Source organism: Alitiscatomonas aceti (genome assembly GCF_025567195.1).
In the GTDB taxonomy this organism is placed as follows: domain Bacteria; phylum Bacillota; class Clostridia; order Lachnospirales; family Lachnospiraceae; genus Alitiscatomonas; species Alitiscatomonas aceti.
The window spans coordinates 1-21068 of record NZ_JAOQJF010000001.1 but is presented as its reverse complement, the minus strand read 5'-3'; the positions used below and the strand labels follow the sequence as shown (position 1 = coordinate 21068).

Here is a 21068-nt window from a genome sequence, read left to right as displayed (position 1 = left end):
GAGGAAATGATGTCGAAGTTAAGAGTTGTTCATTATATCAATCAGTTCTTCGCCAACATCGGCGGCGAGGAAAAAGCTGATTATAAGCCGGAGCTTCGCGAAGGCAACGTAGGACCTGGTCTTGCGTTCCAGCAGAGCTTTGGCGAGGAGGCAGAGATCGTTGCCACTGTAATCTGTGGTGACTCCTACTTCAATGAGAATGTAGATTCTGCCACTGCCACTGTTCTTGATATGATCAAGAGCCAGAATCCGGACTTAGTAATCTGCGGACCGGCCTTCAACGCTGGTCGTTACGGCGTAGCCTGCGGTACCGTAGCTGCTGCTGTTAAGAAAGAAGGTATCCCGGTAATCACCGGTATGTACAAAGAGAACCCGGGCGCTGACATGTTCAAGAAGGAAGTGTACATCGTTTCCACAAAGAACAGTGCTGCCGGCATGAGAGACGCCGTTAAGAAGATGGCTCCGTTAGCATTAAAGGTTGCTAAGGGAGAGGCTATCGGCGCATCTGCTGAAGAGGGCTACCTGCCCAACGGTATCCGTAAGAACTTCTTCGAGAAGAAACGCGGTGCTGAGCGTGCAGTTGAGATGCTTATTAAGAAGTTAAATGGCAAGGAATTCGAGACTGAGTACGAAATGCCCAGCTTTGACCGTGTAGCTCCTGGCGCAGCTATCAAGGATATGAGCAAGGCTAAGATCGCACTGGTTACCTCCGGCGGTATCGTTCCGAAGGGCAACCCGGACCACATCGAGTCCTCCAGTGCTTCCAAGTATGGCCAGTATGATATCGAAGGCGTAACCGATCTGACAGCTGAGACCTACGAGACAGCTCACGGCGGATATGACCCGGTATATGCAAACGAAGACGCTGACCGCGTACTTCCGGTTGATGTGATCAACGAGTTCATCAAGGAAGGAAAGATCGGCAGCCTTCACAAATACTTCTACACAACTGTTGGTAACGGTACTGCCGTAGCCAATGCGAAAAAGTTTGCGACGGAGATCGGACAGAAGCTGGTTGATGACCATGTTGATGCCGTGATCCTGACCTCTACCTGAGGAACCTGTACTCGTTGCGGTGCAACGATGGTTAAAGCTATTGAAGCTTATGGTATTCCGGTTGTTCATATTGCGACCGTAGTTCCGATTTCCCAGACAGTAGGCGCAAACCGTATTGTTCCGGCTGTAGCTATTCCGCATCCGTTAGGAAACCCCGCTCTTACTCGTGAGGAAGAGAAGGAAATCAGAACAAAGATCGTATCTAAAGCACTGGAAGCTTTACAGACTCCGGTTGATGACCAGACTGTATTTGAATGGAAATAATAAGGAGATATATCCATGGATAAGCTCTATGACGTGATTATCCTGGGCGCAGGTCCGGCAGGTTTAGCTGCCGGCCTGTACTCCGGAAGATACCGCCTGTCTACTCTTATCATCGAGAAGGCAAAAGATGGCGGCCAGATTGCTATTACTGACGAAATTGAAAACTATCCCGGCCAGATGGTAGAAGGCGAGAGCGGCCCGTCCCTGATCGCCAGAATGACAGCACAGGCTGAAAAGTTCGGTGCTGAGCGCGCGAGCGATACCATCACAAAGGTCGAGCTGGAAGGCCCCGTAAAGAAGCTTTACGGAACCAAAGATACATATCAGTGTAAGACACTGATCATCGCCACAGGCGCTTTCCCGCGTCCCATCGGATGCAAGAGAGAAGGCGAGTTCATGGGCAAGGGAGTTTCCTTCTGCGCTACCTGTGACGCCAACTTCTTCGAGGACCTTGAAGTGTATGTAGTAGGCGGCGGCGATTCTGCTGTTGAGGAAGCTATGTACTTGACAAAGTTCGCAAGAAAGGTTACTATCATCCATAGAAGAGACGAGCTCCGTGCTGCCAAATCCATCCAGGAGAAGGCATTCAAGAACCCGAAGCTCCACTTCATGTGGGATACTGTTGTAGACGAGCTGCTGGGTGAGGATATCTTAAGCGGAATGATCGTTAAGAATACCAAGACTGGCGAGCTTACCCGTATCGATGCTGATGAGGAAGACGGCTTATTCGGCCTGTTCGGCTTCATCGGCTACAATCCCAGAAGCGAGCTCTTCGAGGGAATGCTTGATATGGACCACGGATACATCAAGACCGACGACAACATGCACACCAATATCCCGGGTGTATTTGCCGCTGGAGATATCCGCGTAAAGGCACTGCGTCAAGTTGTTACGGCTGCCGCTGACGGCGCCATTGCAGCTATGCAGGCTGAAAAGTATGTATCTGAGCACGAGAACTAATTTCTTTAATATTTTTCATTAAGAAAGGATGTTTTAGTCATGGTAGAGTTAACAAAAGACACTTTCGCAGCTGAAGTTTTAGAGGCAGAGGGAACCGTTCTTGTAGATTTCTACGGTGACGGATGCGTTCCGTGCCAGGCTCTTATGCCGCATGTACATGCTATGGAAGATGTTTACGGAAAGGACATCAAATTCACAGCTCTCAACACCACAAAGGCTCGTCGTCTGGCTATCGGACAGAAGATCCTTGGCCTTCCGGTTATCGCTCTTTACAAGGGCGGCGAGAAGATTGCTGAGTGCGTGAAGGATGACGCTACCGTAGAGAACATCGAGGCTATGATCAAAGCCCACATCTAAGATCGGGCAATATGGACAGAAATGTCTGTTGCTATATACAAAATAAAATAAGGAGGAAATGATGCTATGGCTATTCTGAATGGCAAGAAAGTTGTTATCATCGGAGACCGTGACGGTATTCCGGGACCAGCCATTGAAGCCTGTGTGAAGACAGCCGGAGCAGATGTAGTATATTCTTCTACTGAATGCTTTGTCTGAACATCCGCGGGTGCTATGGACCTGGAAAACCAGAAGAGAGTAAAAGATTTCGCAGAGCAGTATGGACCGGAGAACGTTGTTGTTGTTCTCGGCGCCGCTGAGGGGGAGGCTGCAGGTTTAGCAGCTGAGACCGTTACTGCAGGAGATCCGACTTTCGCAGGCCCATTAGCAGGAGTCCAGTTGGGACTGACTGTATATCACATTTGTGAGGATGAAATCAAAGCAGAAGTTGATGCTGGTGTTTACGACGAACAGATCAGCATGATGGAAATGGTTATGGATGTAGATGACATCGCTAACGAAATGTCTTCCATCCGCGACGAGTTCTGTAAATACCTGTAACAAGGTGTAGGGGCGCCGTCCGGCGCCCCATTTTTTTAAAATTACGAGGTGTGTTTCATGAACGGGTATCCAGTACTTAAGGGGGCCAGCTATACTCTGGCCATTACACCGGATATGGTAATCCATAACGGTACAACACAGACCACAGAAATGATCGTTAATCCGGAGTCCGAATATTTAAAGGAGCTCCCGAACCATTTAAGAAGTTTCGAGGATGCAGTTTCTTATATCCCGAACCAGGTATATATCGGAAATGCAAAGCCGGCTGACCTGGCTGCAACAGAGTTTCCGTTCTATGACAAAAAGTGGGAGAACGCTTCCCGCGATGGTAAGTACGGCCAGATCATGCCGGAGGACGAGTTCTACGGCCTTATCCAGATCTGCGACGTATTTGAGTTAGTAATGCTCGAAAAGAGCTTTGCTGCTTCTGTAAAAGAAAAACTGGCTGCACAGAACCTTTTAAAAGAGGATCAGCTGGCAGCTCTTGATAAAAACAGTGAAAACGATGATGCGAAGATCGCATCTCTTGTAAACGACGAGCATGCTGAGCCGTTATACTTTGAGCATAAGCTGGTTGGTGCTGTAAAGCGCGCTCATGACGTAGACGTAAACCTGTCTGCCCATGTTATGCTCGAAAACCTGGTTACAAAGGCTTCCAACGTTCTTTCCCTGATCGAACTGGTAAAGAAAGCCGGCGTAAACCCGGATGAGGTTGATTATGTGATCGACTGCTGTGAGGAAGCATGCGGCGATATGAACCAGCGCGGCGGCGGAAACTTCGCCAAGGCTGCTGCTGAGATCGCAGGCTACACCAACGCAACTGGTTCTGACGTTCGTGGCTTCTGTGCCGGACCGGCTCATGCTATGCTGCATGCTGCTGCTCTTGTTAAGGCAGGAACCTTCAAGAACGTTGTTGTAACTGCTGGCGGATGTACTGCAAAGCTTGGTATGAACGGTAAAGACCATGTGAAGAAAGGCCTTCCGATCCTTGAGGATGCCATCGCAGGCTTCTCTGTTCTTGTAAGCGCAGACGACGGCGTAAGCCCGCAGATCCGCACCGATATCATCGGAAGACATACCATCGGAACAGGTTCCGCTCCGCAGAACGTAATCGGCTCCCTGGTGGCAGATCCGTTAGAGCGCGCAGGTCTCCTTATGACTGATATCGATAAATACTCTCCGGAGATGCAGAACCCGGATATCACAAAACCGGCTGGCGCTGGCGATGTTCCGGAAGCAAACTATAAGATGATCGCTGCTCTTGCTGTTAAGAAGGGCCAGATCGCAAGAACCGATATCGCTAACTTCGTAAAAGAGCACGGTATGACCGGCTGGGCTCCCACACAGGGTCACATCCCGTCTGGTGTTCCGTATATCGGACCGCTCCGCGAGGAAGTTCTCGCAGGTGAGACAAAGCGTGCCATGATCATCGGTAAGGGAAGCCTTTTCCTTGGTAGAATGACAAACCTGTTCGACGGTGTTTCCTTCGTTGTACAGGCCAACGACGGCTCTGCTGCCAACGGCGGTGAGGCTGGCTTTGATGAGGCTAAGGTAAAAGCTATGATCGGTCAGGCAATGCGTGAGTTTGCCAACGGCCTTCTTGGCTCTGAAGAATAATCCGTAAACAGAAAGGACAGGTGCGTTATGTCAGATAAGAGAATTAAGACGCTCATTGCAGATACCTTCCTGGAAGTTGCGGATGCCCTGGAAACAGGACAGTACGGCAAAAAGCCGGTGATCGGCTTTGCCTCCGAAGGCAGTGAGCATGGAGAAGACAATATTAAGAGAGCCATGGAGCTGGCTGCGTACAAGGGCTTAGACGCCCGTCTCATCGAGGGAGAAGACATCCACAAAGAGATGGAAAAGCTTCTGGATTCCGGTGAGATCGACGCTGCAGTTACCATGCACTACCCATTCCCCATCGGCGTTTCCACCGTTGGTAAGGTAATTACCCCCGGCATTGGAAAGCCCATGTATCTTGCCACCACCACAGGTACGTCTGATACAGACCGTATCGCTGGTATGGTAAAGAATGCCATTTACGGCATCATCGCCGCAAAGGCAGACGGGATCGAGAATCCGACGGTTGGTATTGCCAACATCGACGGTGCAAGACAGACAGAAAAGGCTCTGTTAAAATTAAAAGAGCAGGGATATGATATCAATTTCGCAGAATCTGCCCGTGCAGACGGCGGAATCGTCATGAGAGGCAACGACCTGTTAGCCGGAACTCCGGATATCATGGTTATGGACTCCTTAACAGGAAACCTCATGATGAAGATCTTCTCTGCATATACCACTGGCGGAAGCTATGAGTCCCTGGGCTTTGGCTACGGTCCGGGCATCGGCGATGGTTATGATCGTCTGATTATGATCGTTTCCCGTGCTTCCGGCGCTCCTGTGATCGCAGGGGCTATGGAGTTTGCCACAAATCTTGTAAAGCATAACTGGAAGAAGATCGCAGACGACGAATTTGCAAAAGCAAAGAAGGCCGGCTTTGAGGCGATCATCGACGAGTTAAAGAATGCTGGAAAGAAAGAAGCAGCTCCGGCTGCAGCTGTAACAGCTCCCCCCAAGGAGATCTGTACTGCACAGATTCCGGGTATCGAGGTTATGGACCTGGAAGACGCTGTACAGGCACTCTGGAAAGAGGGAATCTACGCAGAAAGCGGTATGGGCTGTACTGGCCCGATCGTTCTGATGGCTGCAGACAAGAAGGACAAGGCTTACGAGATCTTAAAGAATGCCGGTTATGTTGGCTAAATGACCGGATGCCCGGATCGGGAGACAGGCGGAGAGACTGTCTGTCTCCCTGTTTCGGGGAAATTATATGTTTTGTATAAAAAATTTACAAAATTCGCCTTGACAAATGCAGGACGCTGTGCTATTATAAACAAGTCATGCGATGTGAATTTGGAGGTAGATAGGTTGCTGGTGTGCCTCGCGGTCTTCAAAACCGTTGTGAAGGGTTAGGAGCCCTTCGGGTGGGTTCGATTCCCACCTCCTCCGTTTTTTCGATTCATCGAAGTAGGAGGAATATTATTATGGATAACAGGCAGTTATTACTGCGTGGTCTTCCTAAAATAGACGAGTTGCTACTGGATGAGCAGCTCGTTTTTTTTATGGAATCCACGCCCAGATCCGTTGTGGTGGACGCTGCAAGGGAGATCATTGATGAGCTGAGAAGGGAGATCCTTTCCGGAGAAAGAGAGGACACCCCCGAAAAGGATGAACTGATCGCAGAGATCTGCGACCGGATCACAGGAAAGAAAAAGAGAAACTTAAGGACGCTGATCAACGCCACCGGCGTTGTGCTCCACACCAACCTGGGCCGCTCCAATCTGTGCAGGGCTGCAGTGGAAAGCGTTACGGCTGTGGCTGATTCTTATTCCAATCTGGAATACGACCTGAAAAAGGGAGCCAGGGGCCTGCGCCACGACCATGTGGAGAAGATTATTGCAAAGATCACGGGAGCAGAGGCTGCCATGGTAGTCAACAACAATGCGGCAGCCACCATGCTGTGCCTTTCTGCCATGGCCTTTGGAAAGGAAGTCATCACATCCAGAGGCGAGCTGGTGGAGATTGGCGGCTCCTTCCGGATCCCGGAGATCATGGAGCAGAGCGGCGCCCATTTAAAAGAGGTGGGGACCACCAATAAGACGAGGCCGTCGGATTACCGGAACGCCTATGATCCGGAAAAGACCGGCGCGTTAATGAAGGTCCATACAAGCAACTACCGGATCCTGGGCTTCACCCAGGAGGTGACCCTGAAGGAAATGGTAGATCTGGGTAAGGAAATGAACCTTCCTGTGATCTACGACATGGGAAGCGGTCTCATGGCCGATCTGACCCGCTACGGCGTGGATGAGCCCACAGTCCTGGATGCGGTGAACGACGGGGCAGACGTGGTGCTTTTCTCCGGCGACAAGCTTCTGGGAGGCCCCCAGGGCGGCATCCTCATCGGTAAAAAGGAATATATTGATAGAATGAAGAAGCATCCTCTGGCCCGGGCCTTCCGTGTGGATAAGATGACCCTGGCAGCCATGGAGGCCACATTCTTTGAATATCTGGATATGGAGAACGCAAAGAAGACCATACCGGTGCTCCAGATGATCACTGTTTCCGGGGAAGAGCTTCAGAATAAGGCCGACCGGCTCATCGAAGCCATCAAGGTTAGGACAGACGCATTTACCCTGGGCTCCGAGCCCTGTAAGGACCAGGTGGGCGGCGGCTCCGCACCCACAGTCCGCTTAAACGGCATCGCCGTTTCCATTGCCTCTGATACAGTACCGGCAGAGCGGCTGGAACGGCTGTTCAGAAGGGCTGAGACGCCGGTGATCGTCCGGGTAGCCCACGATAAGGTGCTCCTTTCTGTAAGGACCATAAAAGAAGAGGAAATCGAGACTGCTGCCAGCGCTGTTTTATTTGCGGCTGCCCAGGCAGGAGTAAATTAAGGAGAGTGACAGCTGAATGCAGAACGTCATTGTAGGAACTTCCGGTCATGTGGATCATGGAAAAACGTGTCTTATCAAGGCGCTGACAGGGATCCAGACCGACAGGCTGAGGGAAGAGCAGAAGAGGGGGATCACCATTGAGCTGGGATTCGCCAACCTTCCCAATGACGAGGGGCTTCACATCGGCATCATCGACGTGCCGGGCCACGAAAAATTTGTTAAAAACATGCTGGCGGGCATCGGAGGCATCGACCTGGTGCTTCTGGTGATCGCTCTGGATGAGGGTGTCATGCCCCAGACCGTGGAGCACTTTGAAATCTTAAAGATGCTTCATATCCGCCAGGGCATCATTGTATTTACCAAGGCAGACCTGGTGGATGAGGACTGGGCTGAAATGGTGGAGGAGGACGTTTCCGAGCTGGTGGAGGGAAGCTTCCTGGAAAACGCTGACCGGATCCGTGTTTCTGCCTTCACCGGCCAGAACATCGACGTATTAAAGAAGATGATCCTGGATAAGGTCCGCTCCGTGGGGATGCGCCGCAGTGAGCCGGAGCTGTTCCGGCTGCCCATTGACCGGGTATTCACCATGGAGGGCTTCGGTACAGTGGTGACTGGAACCCTTCTGGAAGGGAGCTGCCAGGCCGGAGAAGAGGTCATGGTCTATCCGGAAGAGCGGATCCTTAAGATTCGCGGGATCCAGAGCCATGGTTCCAAGGAAGAGGCTGCCTATGCCGGACAGCGTACAGCCATCAATCTGTCCAACATAAAAAAAGAAGAGCTGAGCCGGGGAGAAGTCCTGGCGGCTCCCGGAAGCCTTACCAACAGCACGTTCCTGGATGTGAAGATCAGTCTTTTTAAGACCACGGACCGGCTTTTAAAGAATGGGGACCGGATCCACTTTAACTATGGATCTGCCCAGACCATTGCCAAGGCGGTGCTTTTAGATAAGGATTCCATCGGTGCAGGCGAGAGCGCCTTTGTGCAGCTCCGGTTTGACGAGCCATTGGCCGTCAAGCGCACCGACCGGTTCATCATCCGGTTCTATTCTCCGGTGGAGACCTTTGGCGGAGGCATCATCCTGGATGCCTGTCCTGGAAAGCACAAGCGCCATCAGGAGGAGCTTATCAATGCCCTGGCCATCCGCGAGACGGGAACGGACGAGGAAGTGCTGGAGCTGGTCCTGAAGGAGGAGAGCATCCGCTTCCCGTCGGTCCATCGGCTGGCAGCCAAGCTCAACTGGACGGATAGGGAGACAGAGGAACGGCTGGAGAAGCTGAAAAAGCAGAAGAAGGCCCTTTCCTTAAACGATGGAAACTTCTTCCACAAGGATTTCTGGGAACGGGTCACAGGAAAGACCACAGAGATGCTGACAGCCTTCCACCAGGCCAATCCCATTGCAGCCGGAATGGAAAAGGAAGAGTTCAAGAGCCGGATCCTGGAAAGCTTTTATCTGAAGGAGGCCAAAAAAGGCGATGTGCTCTTAAACGAGCTGTTAAAGCGCGGGATCATCAGCGCTTCCAGCAGCACGGTGGCGGCGGCTGGCTTCTCTGCCCAGTATTCTGACGAGCATTCCGATATGCGCCAGACCATGATAAAGACGTATGCGGCGGCCGGCTTTGAGGCTCCGTCCACGGATGAGGTCATGGCTCAGTTTAAGGATAAAAAACAGGCAAAGCAGGTGCTTTCTGACCTGTTTAAGGACGGCACGCTGGTGAAGCTGAACCCAGGTGCTTATCTTTACAAGGATCACTATGAAAAGGCCATGGAGCTTCTGAGGGGGTATTTTGCATCCCACGATACCATGTCCCTGGCAGAATTCCGGGATATGTTAGGTACGTCCAGAAAGTATGTGCTGCTGATCCTGGATCATCTGGACCAGCAGAAGATCACAAAGCTCCAGGGCGACGTGCGTGTTCTGCTGAAATAAGGAGACGTTATGGAGTTCAGACAGCTGGAGGCATTTGTAAATGCTGCAAAATACAAAAGTTTTTCCAAGGCGGCTGACGCTACGTTTTTAACCCAGCCTACCATCAGTACCCATGTGAGCAACCTGGAAAATGAGCTGGGAGTACGGCTTTTGAACCGGTCTGGCCGGGAGATCAGCCTGACCCCCCACGGCCATGAGTTCTACTCTTATGCGGTGGAGCTTCTGAATACCAGATCCAGGGCCGTTATGTCCATGAAGAATCTGAAGGAGGACCTGGACGGGATCCTGGAGATCCAGACCTCCTCCATTCCCGGGTATTTTTATCTTCCCCAGGTCATGGAAGAGTTCCATGAGCTCTTCCCGCGGGTAAGGTTTTATGTGGAGCAGTCTGACAGCCGGCTGGTCAATGAGAACCTCATGAACCAGCGGGGGGAGCTGGGCTTTACCGGCTACAAGGGAAACAGCGGCCTGTGCTTTGAGCCTGTGTTCTACGATGAGATGGTACTCATCACTCCTGACACGGACGTATACCGGATCTACCAGAATGGAGAGGCCATCCCGGTGGAGCTGTTCATCAATGAACCCTTCATCATGCGGGAGGACGGATCTGGGACCCGGCAGGAGATGGAAAAGGCCCTGGTTTATGGGAAGCCTGTGTTTAAAAACGTGGATGTGATCGCCCGTATGAGCAATCCGGCAGCCATCAAGCAGGTGGTAAGCCGAGGCCTGGGCGTTTCCATCGTGTCCGAGCAGGTCATCAAGCGGACGGCGGAGCAGGATAATATCCGCTATTTCCGCATCCGCGGCCTGGAGAAAAAACGCTGTTTTTATCTGGCCCACAACAAAGGGGCCTGCTTATCTCCCATTGCGGAGCATTTCCTGGAATTCGTCCGGGAAAAGGCATCCAGGGAGCTTCATGAGGACGGGCAGCTCTAGGGCTGTCCGTTCTTCCATAGAAAAAAGCTATACAATCGATTCTCTGGAATAATATTTTTAATTAGACTTCCCCTGTCTGGTTTGATAAACTTAAGTGAGATGGATGAAAATTCTATATTTTTTGTCCATAATCTACAAAACAGAAAAGGGGTAGTAAGTATGAACTTAACTGCAAACAAAAAGACGCTGGCGCTTTCAGGCGTGCTCCTGGGAGCCATAGCAGCAGTCCTGGCCTATATGGGAAATCCCAAGAACATGGCCATGTGTATCGCCTGCTTTATCCGTGACACAGCCGGAGCCATGAAGCTCCACCAGGCAGCTGTTGTCCAGTACGTGCGTCCGGAGATCATCGGTATTATCTGCGGCGCATTTCTGATCGCTGTTGTCACAAAGGAATACCGGTCCACGGCCGGCTCCTCCCCCATGGTGCGTTTTGTGCTGGGTATGATCATGATGATCGGCTCCCTGGCATTCTTAGGCTGCCCGCTGCGTATGGTGCTCCGTATGGCTGCCGGCGATCTGAACGCCTATGTGGCCCTGATCGGCTTTGTGGCCGGAGTATTTACAGGGACCCTGGCCTTAAAGCGCGGCTTCTCTCTGGGAAGAGCCTATACGGTGGATAAAGCCTCCGGCACGATCCTTCCCATCGCCATGGTGGTGCTCTTTGTTTTAAGCCTGACCACAACACTGTTCGTCAGCAGTGAAAAGGGGCCCGGAAGCATGCACGCACCGGTGTTTATCGCACTCATCGGTGGCCTTTTATTCGGAGCCATCGCCCAGAAGTGCAGAAGCTGCTTTGCAGGGTGTGTCCGCGATATCATCTTAATGAAGAATTATGATCTTCTGACCATCGTAGGCGGTATTTTCGTGGTTATGGTGATCTACAACATCGCCACAGGAAACTTTAACCTGTCCTTTACAGGACAGCCGGTGGCCCATGCCCAGCATATCTGGAATATCCTTGGCATGTACGCCGTGGGATTTGCTGCTGTTCTGGCAGGCGGATGCCCCTTAAGACAGCTGGTGCTGGCAGGCCAGGGGTCCTCCGATTCCGCAGTGACCTTCTTAGGTCTTTTTGTTGGAGCCGCTTTCTGCCATAACTTCGGACTGGCAGGCGTTGCTGCAGCTGCAGCAACCGCAGACGCTCCGGCAGTGGCAGGCGGTCCGGGGATCAACGGCCAGGTGGCTGTGATCGCATGTATCGTGATCCTGTTCATCATCGGATTTATGCCGAAGAATAAAAAGAATTAATTGCAGAGAAAAGAGGAATCATTATGTACGAAGTAGATGCAAGAGGTTTATCCTGTCCGGAGCCGGTGATGCTGACCCAGGCTGCCTTAAAGAGTCATGGAAACGATACGGTAAAGGTCCTGGTGACAGAGCCTCATTCCAAGGCTAACGTGGAGAAATTTGCCAGGAGCCAGGGAAAGACCGTGACTGTGACGGAAACAGGCGATGGATTTGAGCTCATCATCCAGTAAGGACGGATCTTTCAGAAAGAGACGGTAACATGAGACAAAAAGAATGGAAACTGATCATCACATTTCACACCACCTCCGACGCCATTGCCTTTGAAAAGGCATGCAAGGAGACGGGCAGATCCGGCCGTATGATCCCTGTACCCAGGGAGCTTTCGGCCGGGTGCGGCCTGGCCTGGTGTACAGTCCCGGCTGACCGGGCGGATATGGAGACATTCTTAAAGGAATGCTCCATTGAATGTGAGGATATGGCAGAGCTGTTATATTAGAGATGGGAAAGGGGTGATACTATGGGAATTTATATGGATAATGCGGCGACTACCATGCAGAAGCCGGATTGTGTGATCGACGCGGTGGTAAACGCCATGAGGCATATGGGAAATTCCGGCCGGGGGGCCCATGAAGCGTCCCTGGATGCCTCCAGGCTGATCTACGAAACGAGAGAAATGCTCTCGGAGCTTTTTAACCTGGGGGATCCCAGACAGGTGGCCTTTACATTAAACTCCACGGAGGCATTGAATACGGCGATTCTGGGTCTTTTTGATCCGGGCGACCATATCATCTCCACAGTCATGGAGCACAATTCAGTGCTGAGGCCTTTATACCGTCTGGAGGAAAAGGGATGCCAGGTGTCCTTCGTTCCCTGTGACGAAAAGGGACGGCTGAGAACAGACCTTCTGGAGAGTTTTCTTAAAGAAAATACAAAGGCCCTGGTATGTACCCATGCGTCCAATCTGACCGGAAATGCCAATGACCTTATGTATCTGGGAAGGTTCTGTAAGGACCATGGACTGCTTTTTGTGGTGGACGCCTCCCAGACAGCAGGAGTTCTCCCCATCGATATGCAGGCCATGAACATCGACGTGGTGTGCTTTACAGGCCACAAGGGGCTGTACGGCCCCCAGGGGACCGGCGGGATCTGCGTGCGGCCGGGAATTACGGTACGGCCGCTGAAATCCGGCGGGAGCGGGATCCACACCTATCTGAAGGAGCATCCCCACGAGATGCCCACAGCCTTAGAGGCTGGAACCTTAAATGGCCACGGAGTGGCCGGGCTCCATGCGGCCCTGGGCTTCCTTAAGGAAACAGGTACAGATACGATCCATAAAAAGGAGATCGGTCTCATGCGCCGCTTCCTGGATGGGATAAAGGATATTCCGGGTCTTAAGCTTTATGGGGATTTTTCCACAGATCAGAGGGCTGCGGTGGTGGCCTTGAACCTGGGAACGTATGATTCCTCTGAAGTCAGCGACGAGCTTTCCTTTGAATACGGGATCTCCACCCGTCCCGGCGCTCACTGTGCGCCCTTAATGCATCAGTCCATGGGAACCGTGGACCAGGGCATGGTACGTTTTTCTTTTTCCTGGTTTAATACGGAAGAGGAGATCGACGCGGCAGTGAAGGCCTTAAAGGAGCTGGCGGAATAAAATTTAATGTTTAAAAAGCCTTCCGGCTTTTTCCATAACGGGAAAGACGGAAGGCTTTTTTATCGGTTTATCTCCGGGGCTGGCCGCAGTATGTATTATCTGCCGAAATAACGGTCCAGCTCCTTCATGAAGGTTTCGGGGATCTCCCGTTTAAATGGAATGACCGGAATATTTCCAAGGCTTTCTGCGATATGTCCCAGAAGCCTTGCGCTCCGTTCCAGGGACCAGGGGGAGATATAGTCCACGATATCGTGGCGGGTATGCATTCCGAAGCCGTCGCGGTTTAAAGTCATGGCCGGTACGCCGTTCCAGGCAAAGGTGTTGGAGTCGCTGCCCCAGATGGCATTTCTTGTGACCATTCCGATACCTGTTTCATGGGCCATATATTCAATCATGGAGCAGATGGAGGGATCGCCAGTGACGCCAATGACGGTTCCTCCCACCAGCTGTCCGGCCAGATCCACATTCATATTGAAACAGTGTTGCTTCAGCTCCTCTTTATGGACCTCCGTATAGTTCCGGCTGCCTAAAAGTCCCTTTTCCTCGGCTCCGAACCAGATGAACTCCAGGGTACGGCGGGGTGTATGGGCCTTAAAGTACCGGCACAGCTCCAGGATGATGGCACAGGCGGCCATGTTGTCGTAGGCTCCGGGGCCCTGGGGAACAGAGTCGTAGTGCGCAGTCAAGGTCAGGATCTCATCCGGGACCTCCGTTCCCTGGATCCGCGCGATCACGTTGTGGGAAACGGCTTTTTCTGGCTCCTGCAGTAAGGTCAGCCGGGCGCGGCAGGCTCCGGCCTCTACCAGCTCCATGGCATCCCGGTGATGGATCACCAGCCCCTGGATGGGAGTCTCTTCCATTTTGGGTACTCCCCGTGTATAGAGGAGGCGGTCCGGGCCTTCGTCGATGGGAGTTCCGGTGATGGAGAGGAAGGCGGCAGCCCCTGCATGGACCAGCTTCTTATACATATCTTTATTGACAGGGTTGTTTACCAGGACGATCTTTCCCTTTGCCTGGGAAAGATTAATATCATCGCCGTTTTCCGCGTACAGGAACGGGGCCTCGATCCCATCCGCCGGAGTGCTGCCGCAGCGGCCGTATCCAGCCACTGTATATGTTTTTTCAAAGGGTTCCGTCACAGTGAATTCAGCTTTAAGGATCCTCCACGTATCGATCTCAAATTCTTCCAGGCGGCTGTCCACGCCAAAGCTCTTAAGCTCCCTCTGGATCTCCAGGGCGGCCTTTTCTTCACCATCGGTTCCGGCTTCCCGGATATAATCAAACTGTTTCATAAATTCCAGCTGGCGTTTTCCGCAGATCATATTATATTCCATACTCTGGCTCCTTTTATCTGTATTTTCGATACCAGGGTCAGAAGGTCAAAAATCCTTTTGCCCCACATCTGTTTTCTTTCATTATACCCGATTTGGGAAAAAAGGCAAGCCTGGGGCGCCGCAGATCCTGGGAGGGTCAGAATGGCCTGCGGCTGATGCGATGACAGATGTTTCATGATTGTAGTTTACATAATATTATTATGTAAACTCTCGTGCAAAAAATACATGTAAAACTAACTTGACATTTTTGAATTTCTGATTTATAGTACAAATGTAAAGCAAACATTACATATTTATCACGAAGGGATGAGGTGCACATGAGAAACCGGATCCAGGAGCTGCGGAAGGAGAGGAAGATCCGCCAGGAGGATCTGGCGGAAGCGGTGGGAGTCACCAGGCAGACCATCATTTCCCTGGAAAATGGAAAATATAATGCCTCCCTGGTGCTGGCCCACAAGCTGGCCAGATATTTTTCCTGTACCATTGAAGACATTTTTTTATTTGACGAGGAGGAATAGCACATGAAGCTGAAAGCATTATTTATGGAAGAACCGGTGGATTTTGAAAAAAGGTGCAGGCTGCGGATCCTGGTGGGAAAGACTGCGGCGGTGCTGGGTCTTCTTTCAGTGGCGGCCGCATGGTTTTATGGAAATTCTGGGACTGTGGCTGGAGACAGCTTTATCCAGGAATTTTATACCTGGATCGGGATCGGCTTTATGGCCGGAGGGGCTGCATCCGTCTGGAAGAACCGGAGATATCTGAAGGATGAGGCAGCGTTAAAGAAGAGAAGGGTGGAGGAGTGTGATGAGAGAAACCGGCTCCTGGGACTTAGGAGCTGGGCGTATTCCGGATATGCCATGTTCCTCCTCCTGTATCTGGGATTTCTGGCCAGTGGATTTTTTGACCGGACGGTCATGTATGTACTGGCCGCTGTCCTTGCCGCCCAGGCGGGCCTGCTTCTGGTTTTCCGGCTGGCGTTAGGAAGGGTGATGTAATGGGCTTCCGTCTTTTTAGGGTCAGTGGAAATTTTATGCTTGTAGCGGAACGGTTCATATGATAAGATAAGAATAAATCTATGAAAGAGTTTTTATTATTTCCGGGAGGTGGGGTGAGATGCCGAAGGTCGCATATTCGGAAGAGGACCGGCAGCGGATCAGGAGCGAGCTGGTGAAGACTGGGCTTGAGCTGATGTCCAGACAGGGGATCCAGCATACGACTGTGGAACAGATCTATAAAAAAGTCGGCATTTCACGCACATTTTTTTATTCCTTCTTTCCGGCCAAGGAGGATCTGATCGTTGAGGCCCTGTACCTGCAGCAGCCGAGGGTCCTTGAATACGCGCGGAAGCTGATGAACGATCCTGGCCTGAGCTGGCGGGAGGGGGTCTGGAAATTCCTTCATGACTGCTGTTATGGAGAAAAAAAGGGGATCGCCGTATTGACGATCGAGGAGCAGCAGCAGATTTTTAAGCGGCTCTCCGGGGAGAACTGCCAGATCTTCCGCGAGAAACAGCGCCGTCTTTTTGGACAGATCCTGGAATGCTTTGGGATTGCCTCCAGTACAGAACGGATCAGCCTGTTTACGAATCTGAGCCTGACGGCCATGGTCATACGAAGGGCAGTCCCCCATACGCTTCCGTTTTTTGTCCCTGAAGCGATGGACGAGACGGTCGAGTTCCAGATCGAAGCCATTACAGATGCCCTGGAGGCTATGAAAAACAGTTCTTCAATATAAGGGAGAGAAGTCTGACGACCCGTTTGGATACGGTGTTCCGGCATGATATCCAGACGGGTCTTCTTTTAAATAAAATAAAAACAAAAAATAAATCGTATTCTTATTTAAGCGTGAGAGGGAATCTTGTTTATGGCGCTGCGGACAGATCCGGCAGCTTCATATAAAACATCTGAATTCAGGAGGAAACTATTATGGGATTTTTCAGCAAGCTGTTTAAGGGACCGGAGATCGACATGGAAAAGAGCAGGAAGAATGCAGAAAAGATGCGCCTTCTCTTTAACCAGGCAGTGGAAAACGGAGATGCTTACCGGCTGATCTTTGGGTATACGGAGGATGTAAGCCGGTTCAATTACGGATTCGTCCATGGAAGCCGGACAAAGATCGGGAATCTGATCGTCGGCTGGAACGAGGACAGCCAGACCATCGCGGTAGTTCCCACAGTACCGGATCTTTCCGGCTGCGGCACTCCGGTCTTGTACCGCCGGTCAGAGATCCTTAAGGCCTACCGGAATAAATATCCGACGGATGCATTCATCATTTATCCGGATAAGAAAGGGTATATCGGCATCAACGCCTACGACTGGCTGGAGGATGAGAAGCTGTATGTGTATGTGGAGCAGGCGGAGGAGCTGGCCGCCTTCACAGATTTTTTTATGAACCGGTTTGCGGGGAAGGATGGGAAAAAATAATCTGTGACCGTTCAGTCATGCAAAGATCCGGACAGGAGGATGCATGGCTGGGCGGTTATGATATTTTTTTGTGTGTCAAGAAAAAACCCTTGACAGCCCCTGCATTTTATAGTATCATATGCGAGGTGACCTGATATGGAAAAAATTGTGGAACAGGGCCTGCTGTATGATTTCTATGGAGAGCTCCTGACGGACCACCAGCGGCACATATACGAGGACGTGGTCTTTAACGATATGTCTTTGAGTGAGATCGCCGAGGAACAGGGGATCAGCCGCCAGGGAGTTCACGATCTCATCAAACGGTGCGACCGGATCCTGGCCGGTTATGAGGAAAAGCTCAGAATGGTGGAAAAGTTCAACCAGACGAAGCGGATGGTAGAAGAAATCAAAACGCTGGCCGGTACGTATAAGAAAAACGGCGATATGAGCCTGATCGACAGGATTGAAGCGATCTCTGAGGAGATCGGACAGCTGTGACCATAAAGGGAGAGGTTAAATGGCATTTGAAAGCTTAGCCGATAAATTGCAGAATGTCTTTAAAAACTTAAGAGGCAAAGGGCGTTTAACCGAAGCCGATGTAAAGACCGCACTGAAGGAAGTGAAAATGGCGCTTCTGGAGGCGGATGTAAGTTTTAAAGTCGTAAAACAGTTCATCAGTTCTGTACAGGAACGGGCAGTGGGACAGGATGTTCTTACAAGCCTGACTCCGGGACAGATGGTGATAAAGATCGTAAACGAGGAGCTTGTGAAACTTATGGGCTCCGAAACCACTGAGATCGCCTTAAAGCCCCAGAATGAGATCACCGTGATCATGATGATCGGTCTCCAGGGTGCTGGTAAGACGACCACCACCGCAAAGCTGGCGGGAAAATTCAAGGCCAAAGGAAGGAATCCCATGCTGGCGGCCTGTGATATCTACCGCCCGGCAGCCATTAAGCAGCTGCAGGTCAACGGTGAAAAGGTGGGTGTTCCCGTATTCTCCATGGGAGAGAACAATTCTCCGGTGAATATCGCAAAAGCAGCGGTGGAGCATGCAAAAAAAGAAGGCTGTAACCTGGTATTCCTGGATACGGCCGGACGGCTTCAGATCGATGAGGCCATGATGGAGGAGCTTGTCCAGATCAAGGAAGCGGTCCATGTGGATCAGACCGTTCTTGTGGTCGACGCCATGACGGGCCAGGACGCAGTCAATGTGGCCGGAAGCTTCAATGATAAGATCGGTGTTGACGGCGTGATCCTCACAAAGCTGGACGGCGACACCAGAGGCGGCGCGGCGCTTTCGATCCGCTCTGTCACAGGCCGCCCCATCCTGTATGTGGGTATGGGAGAAAAGCTTTCCGACCTGGAACAGTTTTATCCCGACCGGATGGCTTCCAGGATCCTGGGAATGGGCGATATCCTTTCCCTGATCGAAAAAGCCGAGTTTGAGGTGAGCGAAGAGAAGGCAAAGGAAATGAGCCAGAAGCTCCGCAAAGCCGAATTTGATTTCAACGATTTCCTGGATCAGATGAACCAGATCAAAAAGATGGGCGGTATGGGCAGCATCCTGAATATGATGCCCGGAATGTCCCAGCTGAAGGGAAATGTTGATATAGACGAGAAATCCATGGACCGTGTGGAGGCCATTATCCTTTCTATGACAAAGGAGGAGCGCGCCAACCCGTCGATCTTAAATCCTTCCAGGAAGCAGAGGATCGCCAGGGGAGCAGGCGTGGAGGTGGCCGAGGTCAACCGGATCGTCAAGCAGTTTGAACAGTCCAAAAAGCTGATGAAGCAGCTTCCCGGTATGATGGGCGGCAGGCGCAAAGGCGGGCTGGGAGGACTTTCGGGCATGATGGGCAAATTCAAGATGCCGTTTTAGCCCGCAGAAACGACAGCAGATGCATTTTATGCATGGCTTATAAAAACTTTTTTAAATAATCATGGAGGTAAAAGTACAATGGCAGTAAAGATGAGATTAAGAAGAATGGGTCAGAAGAAGGCTCCTTTTTATAGAGTCGTAGTTGCAGATTCCCGCTCCCCGAGAGATGGAAGATTTATCGAGGAGGTTGGTATCTACGATCCCAACACTGAGCCCAGCACCATCAAATTCAACGAGGAAGCAGCTAAGAAGTGGTTAGCAACAGGCGCACAGCCGACTGAGACCGTTGGCAAGCTCTTAAAGGCAGCCGGCATCACCCAGTAATGTGAGGTGTTTTCATGAAGGAACTGGTTGAAGTTATCGCCAAAGCACTGGTTGATAATCCAGACGAGGTTGTGGTTACAGAATCTGAGAACGACGACGAATTAGTCATCGAGCTCAAGGTTGCTCCTTCTGACATGGGAAAGGTCATCGGCAAGCAGGGAAGGATCGCAAAGGCCATCCGCTCCGTTGTCAAGGCCGCATCTTCCAGACTGGAAAAGAAGGTTATGGTTGAGATTCAGTAACGTTCATAAAAGACTGGGGTCAGAGAAATTTGATCACAGTCTTTTTTGTACGACTGCGGACCGCGCGCCAGGGACATGGGCCGCTGTGCGCCGGTTCCGCTTTTGAAAGGATGGAACAATGGAAAATCTGCTTCGCGTCGGTGTGATCACATCGGCTCACGGTGTCCGGGGAGAAGTGAAGGTATTCCCTACTACGGACGATAACAGCCGTTTCAAGACATTAAAACACGTCCTCATGGACACAGGAAAAGAAAAAATACCCTTGGAGATCGAGCATGTGAAATTTTTTAAAAACATGGTCATTTTAAAATTCAAGGGGTTTGACAATAAGAATGACGTGGAGATGTGGCGTCAGAGGGATCTTCTGATCACCAGGGACCAGGCAGTGGAGCTTGCGCCGGACGAAAACTTCATTGCTGACCTCATTGGCCTTACAGCCGTAACAGATGAAGGGGTGGTCCTGGGTACTCTTACGGATGTGCTCCAGACCGGGGCCAACGACGTGTACTGCGTAAAAATGGAGAACGGAAAGGAGCTTCTCCTGCCGGCCATTAAAGACTGCATCTTAAACGTGGATCTGGAAAAACAGGAGATGCTGGTCCATGTGCTGGACGGCCTCCTGGATCTGTAATGGAGGAAGACCATGAATTTTCATGTAATGACATTGTTTCCGGAAATGGTCATGAACGGGTTAAATACCAGTATCCTGGGACGGGCCGCCTCCAATGGGCTTCTGGCCTTTGAGGCCATCAACATCCGTGATTACACCCTGGAGCGCCACGGAAAGGTGGACGACTACCCTTACGGCGGAGGCGCCGGAATGGTCATGCAGGCGGAGCCCATTTACCGCGCCTATACGGCACTCTGCGACCGCATCGGCCACAGGCCCCGGGTGGTTTACATGACGCCCCAGGGACGGACCTTTACCCAGAAGATCGCCGAGGAACTGGCAAAGGAAGAGGAGCTGGTTTTTCTCTGCGGCCATTATGAGGGCGTGGATGAGCGGGTCCTGGAAATGATCGCCACCGATTATCTTTCTGCGGGAGATTATGTGCTCACCGGCGGCGAGCTGCCGGCCATGATGATGATCGACTGTATTTCCAGGCTGGTGCCCGGCGTTTTAAATAACGACGTTTCGGCGGAGTTTGAATCCTTCCACGATAATCTCCTGGAATATCCCCAGTACAGCCGTCCCGAGGAATTTATGGGAAAAAAGGTGCCGGAGATCCTTCTTTCTGGCCATCATGCCAATATTGAAAAATGGAGACGGGAGCAGTCCATTATCCGGACCCTGGAACGGAGGCCGGAGCTTTTGGAGGAAGCGGTGCTCTCCAAAAAGGAAAAGCTCTTCCTGGAGGAGCTTTTGAGAAAAAAGGCGGAAAACCAGGAAGAAGATACGATTTAGTCCCAGGACAAACGCATGAGTAAATAAATTGTGAACAAATCCCCTTTTTCTGGTATGATAAAAAGAAAAAGGGGGTTTTG

At 51.3% G+C, this 21068-nt stretch carries 24 protein-coding genes and 1 tRNA gene; 24 read left to right on the top strand and 1 reads right to left on the bottom strand.

The window, feature by feature from the left end; translation table 11 throughout:
- Nucleotides 1-9: 9 nt before the first annotated feature.
- The 14 genes from grdB to OCV69_RS00060 all read left to right on the top strand — a co-directional run bounded on the left by grdB (nt 10) and on the right by OCV69_RS00060 (nt 13399).
- Entirely contained in the window at nt 10-1320 is a 1311-nt protein-coding gene (gene grdB / locus OCV69_RS00125) for a glycine reductase complex selenoprotein B (RefSeq protein ID WP_158356997.1), read from the top strand.
- A 15-nt stretch (nt 1321-1335) separates the two neighbouring features.
- Nucleotides 1336-2280 carry a thioredoxin-disulfide reductase gene (gene trxB / locus OCV69_RS00120; RefSeq protein WP_022274586.1) on the top strand — a complete coding sequence of 315 codons (945 nt, stop codon included), beginning with the start codon at nt 1336-1338 and terminating at the stop codon, nt 2278-2280.
- Between the two features lie 39 nt (nt 2281-2319).
- Nucleotides 2320-2637, top strand: a complete 318-nt coding sequence (gene trxA, locus OCV69_RS00115; RefSeq protein WP_022274585.1) for a thioredoxin TrxA — start codon at nt 2320-2322, stop codon at nt 2635-2637.
- A 66-nt stretch (nt 2638-2703) separates the two neighbouring features.
- A complete protein-coding gene (grdA, locus tag OCV69_RS00110) occupies nt 2704-3177 on the top strand; it encodes a glycine/sarcosine/betaine reductase complex selenoprotein A (protein WP_158356884.1) in 474 nt (157 codons plus the stop codon).
- A 57-nt stretch (nt 3178-3234) separates the two neighbouring features.
- Entirely contained in the window at nt 3235-4794 is a 1560-nt protein-coding gene (grdC, locus tag OCV69_RS00105) for a glycine/sarcosine/betaine reductase complex component C subunit beta (RefSeq protein WP_022274582.1), read from the top strand.
- Between the two features lie 27 nt (nt 4795-4821).
- Nucleotides 4822-5940, top strand: coding sequence for a glycine/sarcosine/betaine reductase complex component C subunit alpha (gene grdD, locus OCV69_RS00100; protein ID WP_158356883.1), 1119 nt, complete (start codon nt 4822-4824; stop codon nt 5938-5940).
- A 152-nt stretch (nt 5941-6092) separates the two neighbouring features.
- Nucleotides 6093-6186, top strand: a tRNA-Sec gene (locus OCV69_RS00095).
- Nucleotides 6187-6218: 32 nt separating this feature from the next.
- Nucleotides 6219-7631: an L-seryl-tRNA(Sec) selenium transferase gene (selA, locus tag OCV69_RS00090; RefSeq protein ID WP_262562906.1), complete on the top strand. Its 1413-nt coding sequence runs from the start codon at nt 6219-6221 to the stop codon at nt 7629-7631.
- Nucleotides 7632-7647: 16 nt separating this feature from the next.
- The gene (gene selB, locus OCV69_RS00085; RefSeq protein ID WP_158356881.1) at nt 7648-9558 is read left to right on the top strand and encodes a selenocysteine-specific translation elongation factor; all 1911 of its coding nucleotides are present in this window, start codon (nt 7648-7650) and stop codon (nt 9556-9558) included.
- Between the two features lie 9 nt (nt 9559-9567).
- Nucleotides 9568-10494 (top strand): selenium metabolism-associated LysR family transcriptional regulator, encoded by a 927-nt coding sequence (locus OCV69_RS00080; protein ID WP_215655376.1) that lies wholly within the window; start codon nt 9568-9570, stop codon nt 10492-10494.
- A 159-nt stretch (nt 10495-10653) separates the two neighbouring features.
- A complete protein-coding gene (yedE, locus tag OCV69_RS00075) occupies nt 10654-11745 on the top strand; it encodes a YedE family putative selenium transporter (protein WP_158356880.1) in 1092 nt (363 codons plus the stop codon).
- Between the two features lie 23 nt (nt 11746-11768).
- The gene (locus tag OCV69_RS00070) at nt 11769-11975 is read left to right on the top strand and encodes a sulfurtransferase TusA family protein (protein ID WP_022274576.1); all 207 of its coding nucleotides are present in this window, start codon (nt 11769-11771) and stop codon (nt 11973-11975) included.
- Nucleotides 11976-12004: 29 nt separating this feature from the next.
- Entirely contained in the window at nt 12005-12241 is a 237-nt protein-coding gene (locus OCV69_RS00065; protein WP_022274575.1) for a putative Se/S carrier protein, read from the top strand.
- Between the two features lie 21 nt (nt 12242-12262).
- The gene (locus OCV69_RS00060; protein ID WP_158356879.1) at nt 12263-13399 is read left to right on the top strand and encodes an aminotransferase class V-fold PLP-dependent enzyme; all 1137 of its coding nucleotides are present in this window, start codon (nt 12263-12265) and stop codon (nt 13397-13399) included.
- A 95-nt stretch (nt 13400-13494) separates the two neighbouring features.
- On the opposite strand, the gene OCV69_RS00055 is transcribed toward OCV69_RS00060, so the two are convergent.
- Nucleotides 13495-14733 carry a M28 family metallopeptidase gene (locus OCV69_RS00055; RefSeq protein WP_158356878.1) on the bottom strand — a complete coding sequence of 413 codons (1239 nt, stop codon included), beginning with the start codon at nt 14731-14733 and terminating at the stop codon, nt 13495-13497.
- Between the two features lie 317 nt (nt 14734-15050).
- Here OCV69_RS00055 and OCV69_RS00050 point away from each other — a divergent pair, with 317 nt between their 5' ends.
- The 10 genes from OCV69_RS00050 to trmD all read left to right on the top strand — a co-directional run bounded on the left by OCV69_RS00050 (nt 15051) and on the right by trmD (nt 20988).
- On the top strand, nt 15051-15251 hold the full coding sequence (locus OCV69_RS00050; RefSeq protein ID WP_022274571.1) for a helix-turn-helix transcriptional regulator: 201 nt from the start codon (nt 15051-15053) through the stop codon (nt 15249-15251).
- Nucleotides 15252-15254: 3 nt separating this feature from the next.
- On the top strand, nt 15255-15728 hold the full coding sequence (locus OCV69_RS00045; protein ID WP_158356877.1) for a hypothetical protein: 474 nt from the start codon (nt 15255-15257) through the stop codon (nt 15726-15728).
- Between the two features lie 118 nt (nt 15729-15846).
- Nucleotides 15847-16467 (top strand): TetR/AcrR family transcriptional regulator, encoded by a 621-nt coding sequence (locus OCV69_RS00040; protein ID WP_158356876.1) that lies wholly within the window; start codon nt 15847-15849, stop codon nt 16465-16467.
- Between the two features lie 191 nt (nt 16468-16658).
- Nucleotides 16659-17156 carry a hypothetical protein gene (locus OCV69_RS00035; RefSeq protein WP_158356875.1) on the top strand — a complete coding sequence of 166 codons (498 nt, stop codon included), beginning with the start codon at nt 16659-16661 and terminating at the stop codon, nt 17154-17156.
- 135 nt (nt 17157-17291) lie between these two features.
- A complete protein-coding gene (gene ylxM / locus OCV69_RS00030; RefSeq protein WP_022274567.1) occupies nt 17292-17633 on the top strand; it encodes a YlxM family DNA-binding protein in 342 nt (113 codons plus the stop codon).
- 19 nt (nt 17634-17652) lie between these two features.
- Complete coding sequence (ffh, locus tag OCV69_RS00025) at nt 17653-19017, top strand: signal recognition particle protein (RefSeq protein ID WP_158356874.1); 1365 nt, start codon at nt 17653-17655, stop codon at nt 19015-19017.
- 78 nt (nt 19018-19095) lie between these two features.
- Nucleotides 19096-19341 carry a 30S ribosomal protein S16 gene (gene rpsP, locus OCV69_RS00020; protein ID WP_022274565.1) on the top strand — a complete coding sequence of 82 codons (246 nt, stop codon included), beginning with the start codon at nt 19096-19098 and terminating at the stop codon, nt 19339-19341.
- Nucleotides 19342-19355: 14 nt separating this feature from the next.
- Nucleotides 19356-19583, top strand: a complete 228-nt coding sequence (locus OCV69_RS00015; RefSeq protein WP_022274564.1) for a KH domain-containing protein — start codon at nt 19356-19358, stop codon at nt 19581-19583.
- A gap of 118 nt (nt 19584-19701) precedes the next feature.
- Nucleotides 19702-20214 carry a ribosome maturation factor RimM gene (rimM, locus tag OCV69_RS00010; RefSeq protein WP_022274563.1) on the top strand — a complete coding sequence of 171 codons (513 nt, stop codon included), beginning with the start codon at nt 19702-19704 and terminating at the stop codon, nt 20212-20214.
- 12 nt (nt 20215-20226) lie between these two features.
- On the top strand, nt 20227-20988 hold the full coding sequence (gene trmD, locus OCV69_RS00005; protein ID WP_158356873.1) for a tRNA (guanosine(37)-N1)-methyltransferase TrmD: 762 nt from the start codon (nt 20227-20229) through the stop codon (nt 20986-20988).
- The last annotated feature ends 80 nt before the right edge of the window (nt 20989-21068 follow it).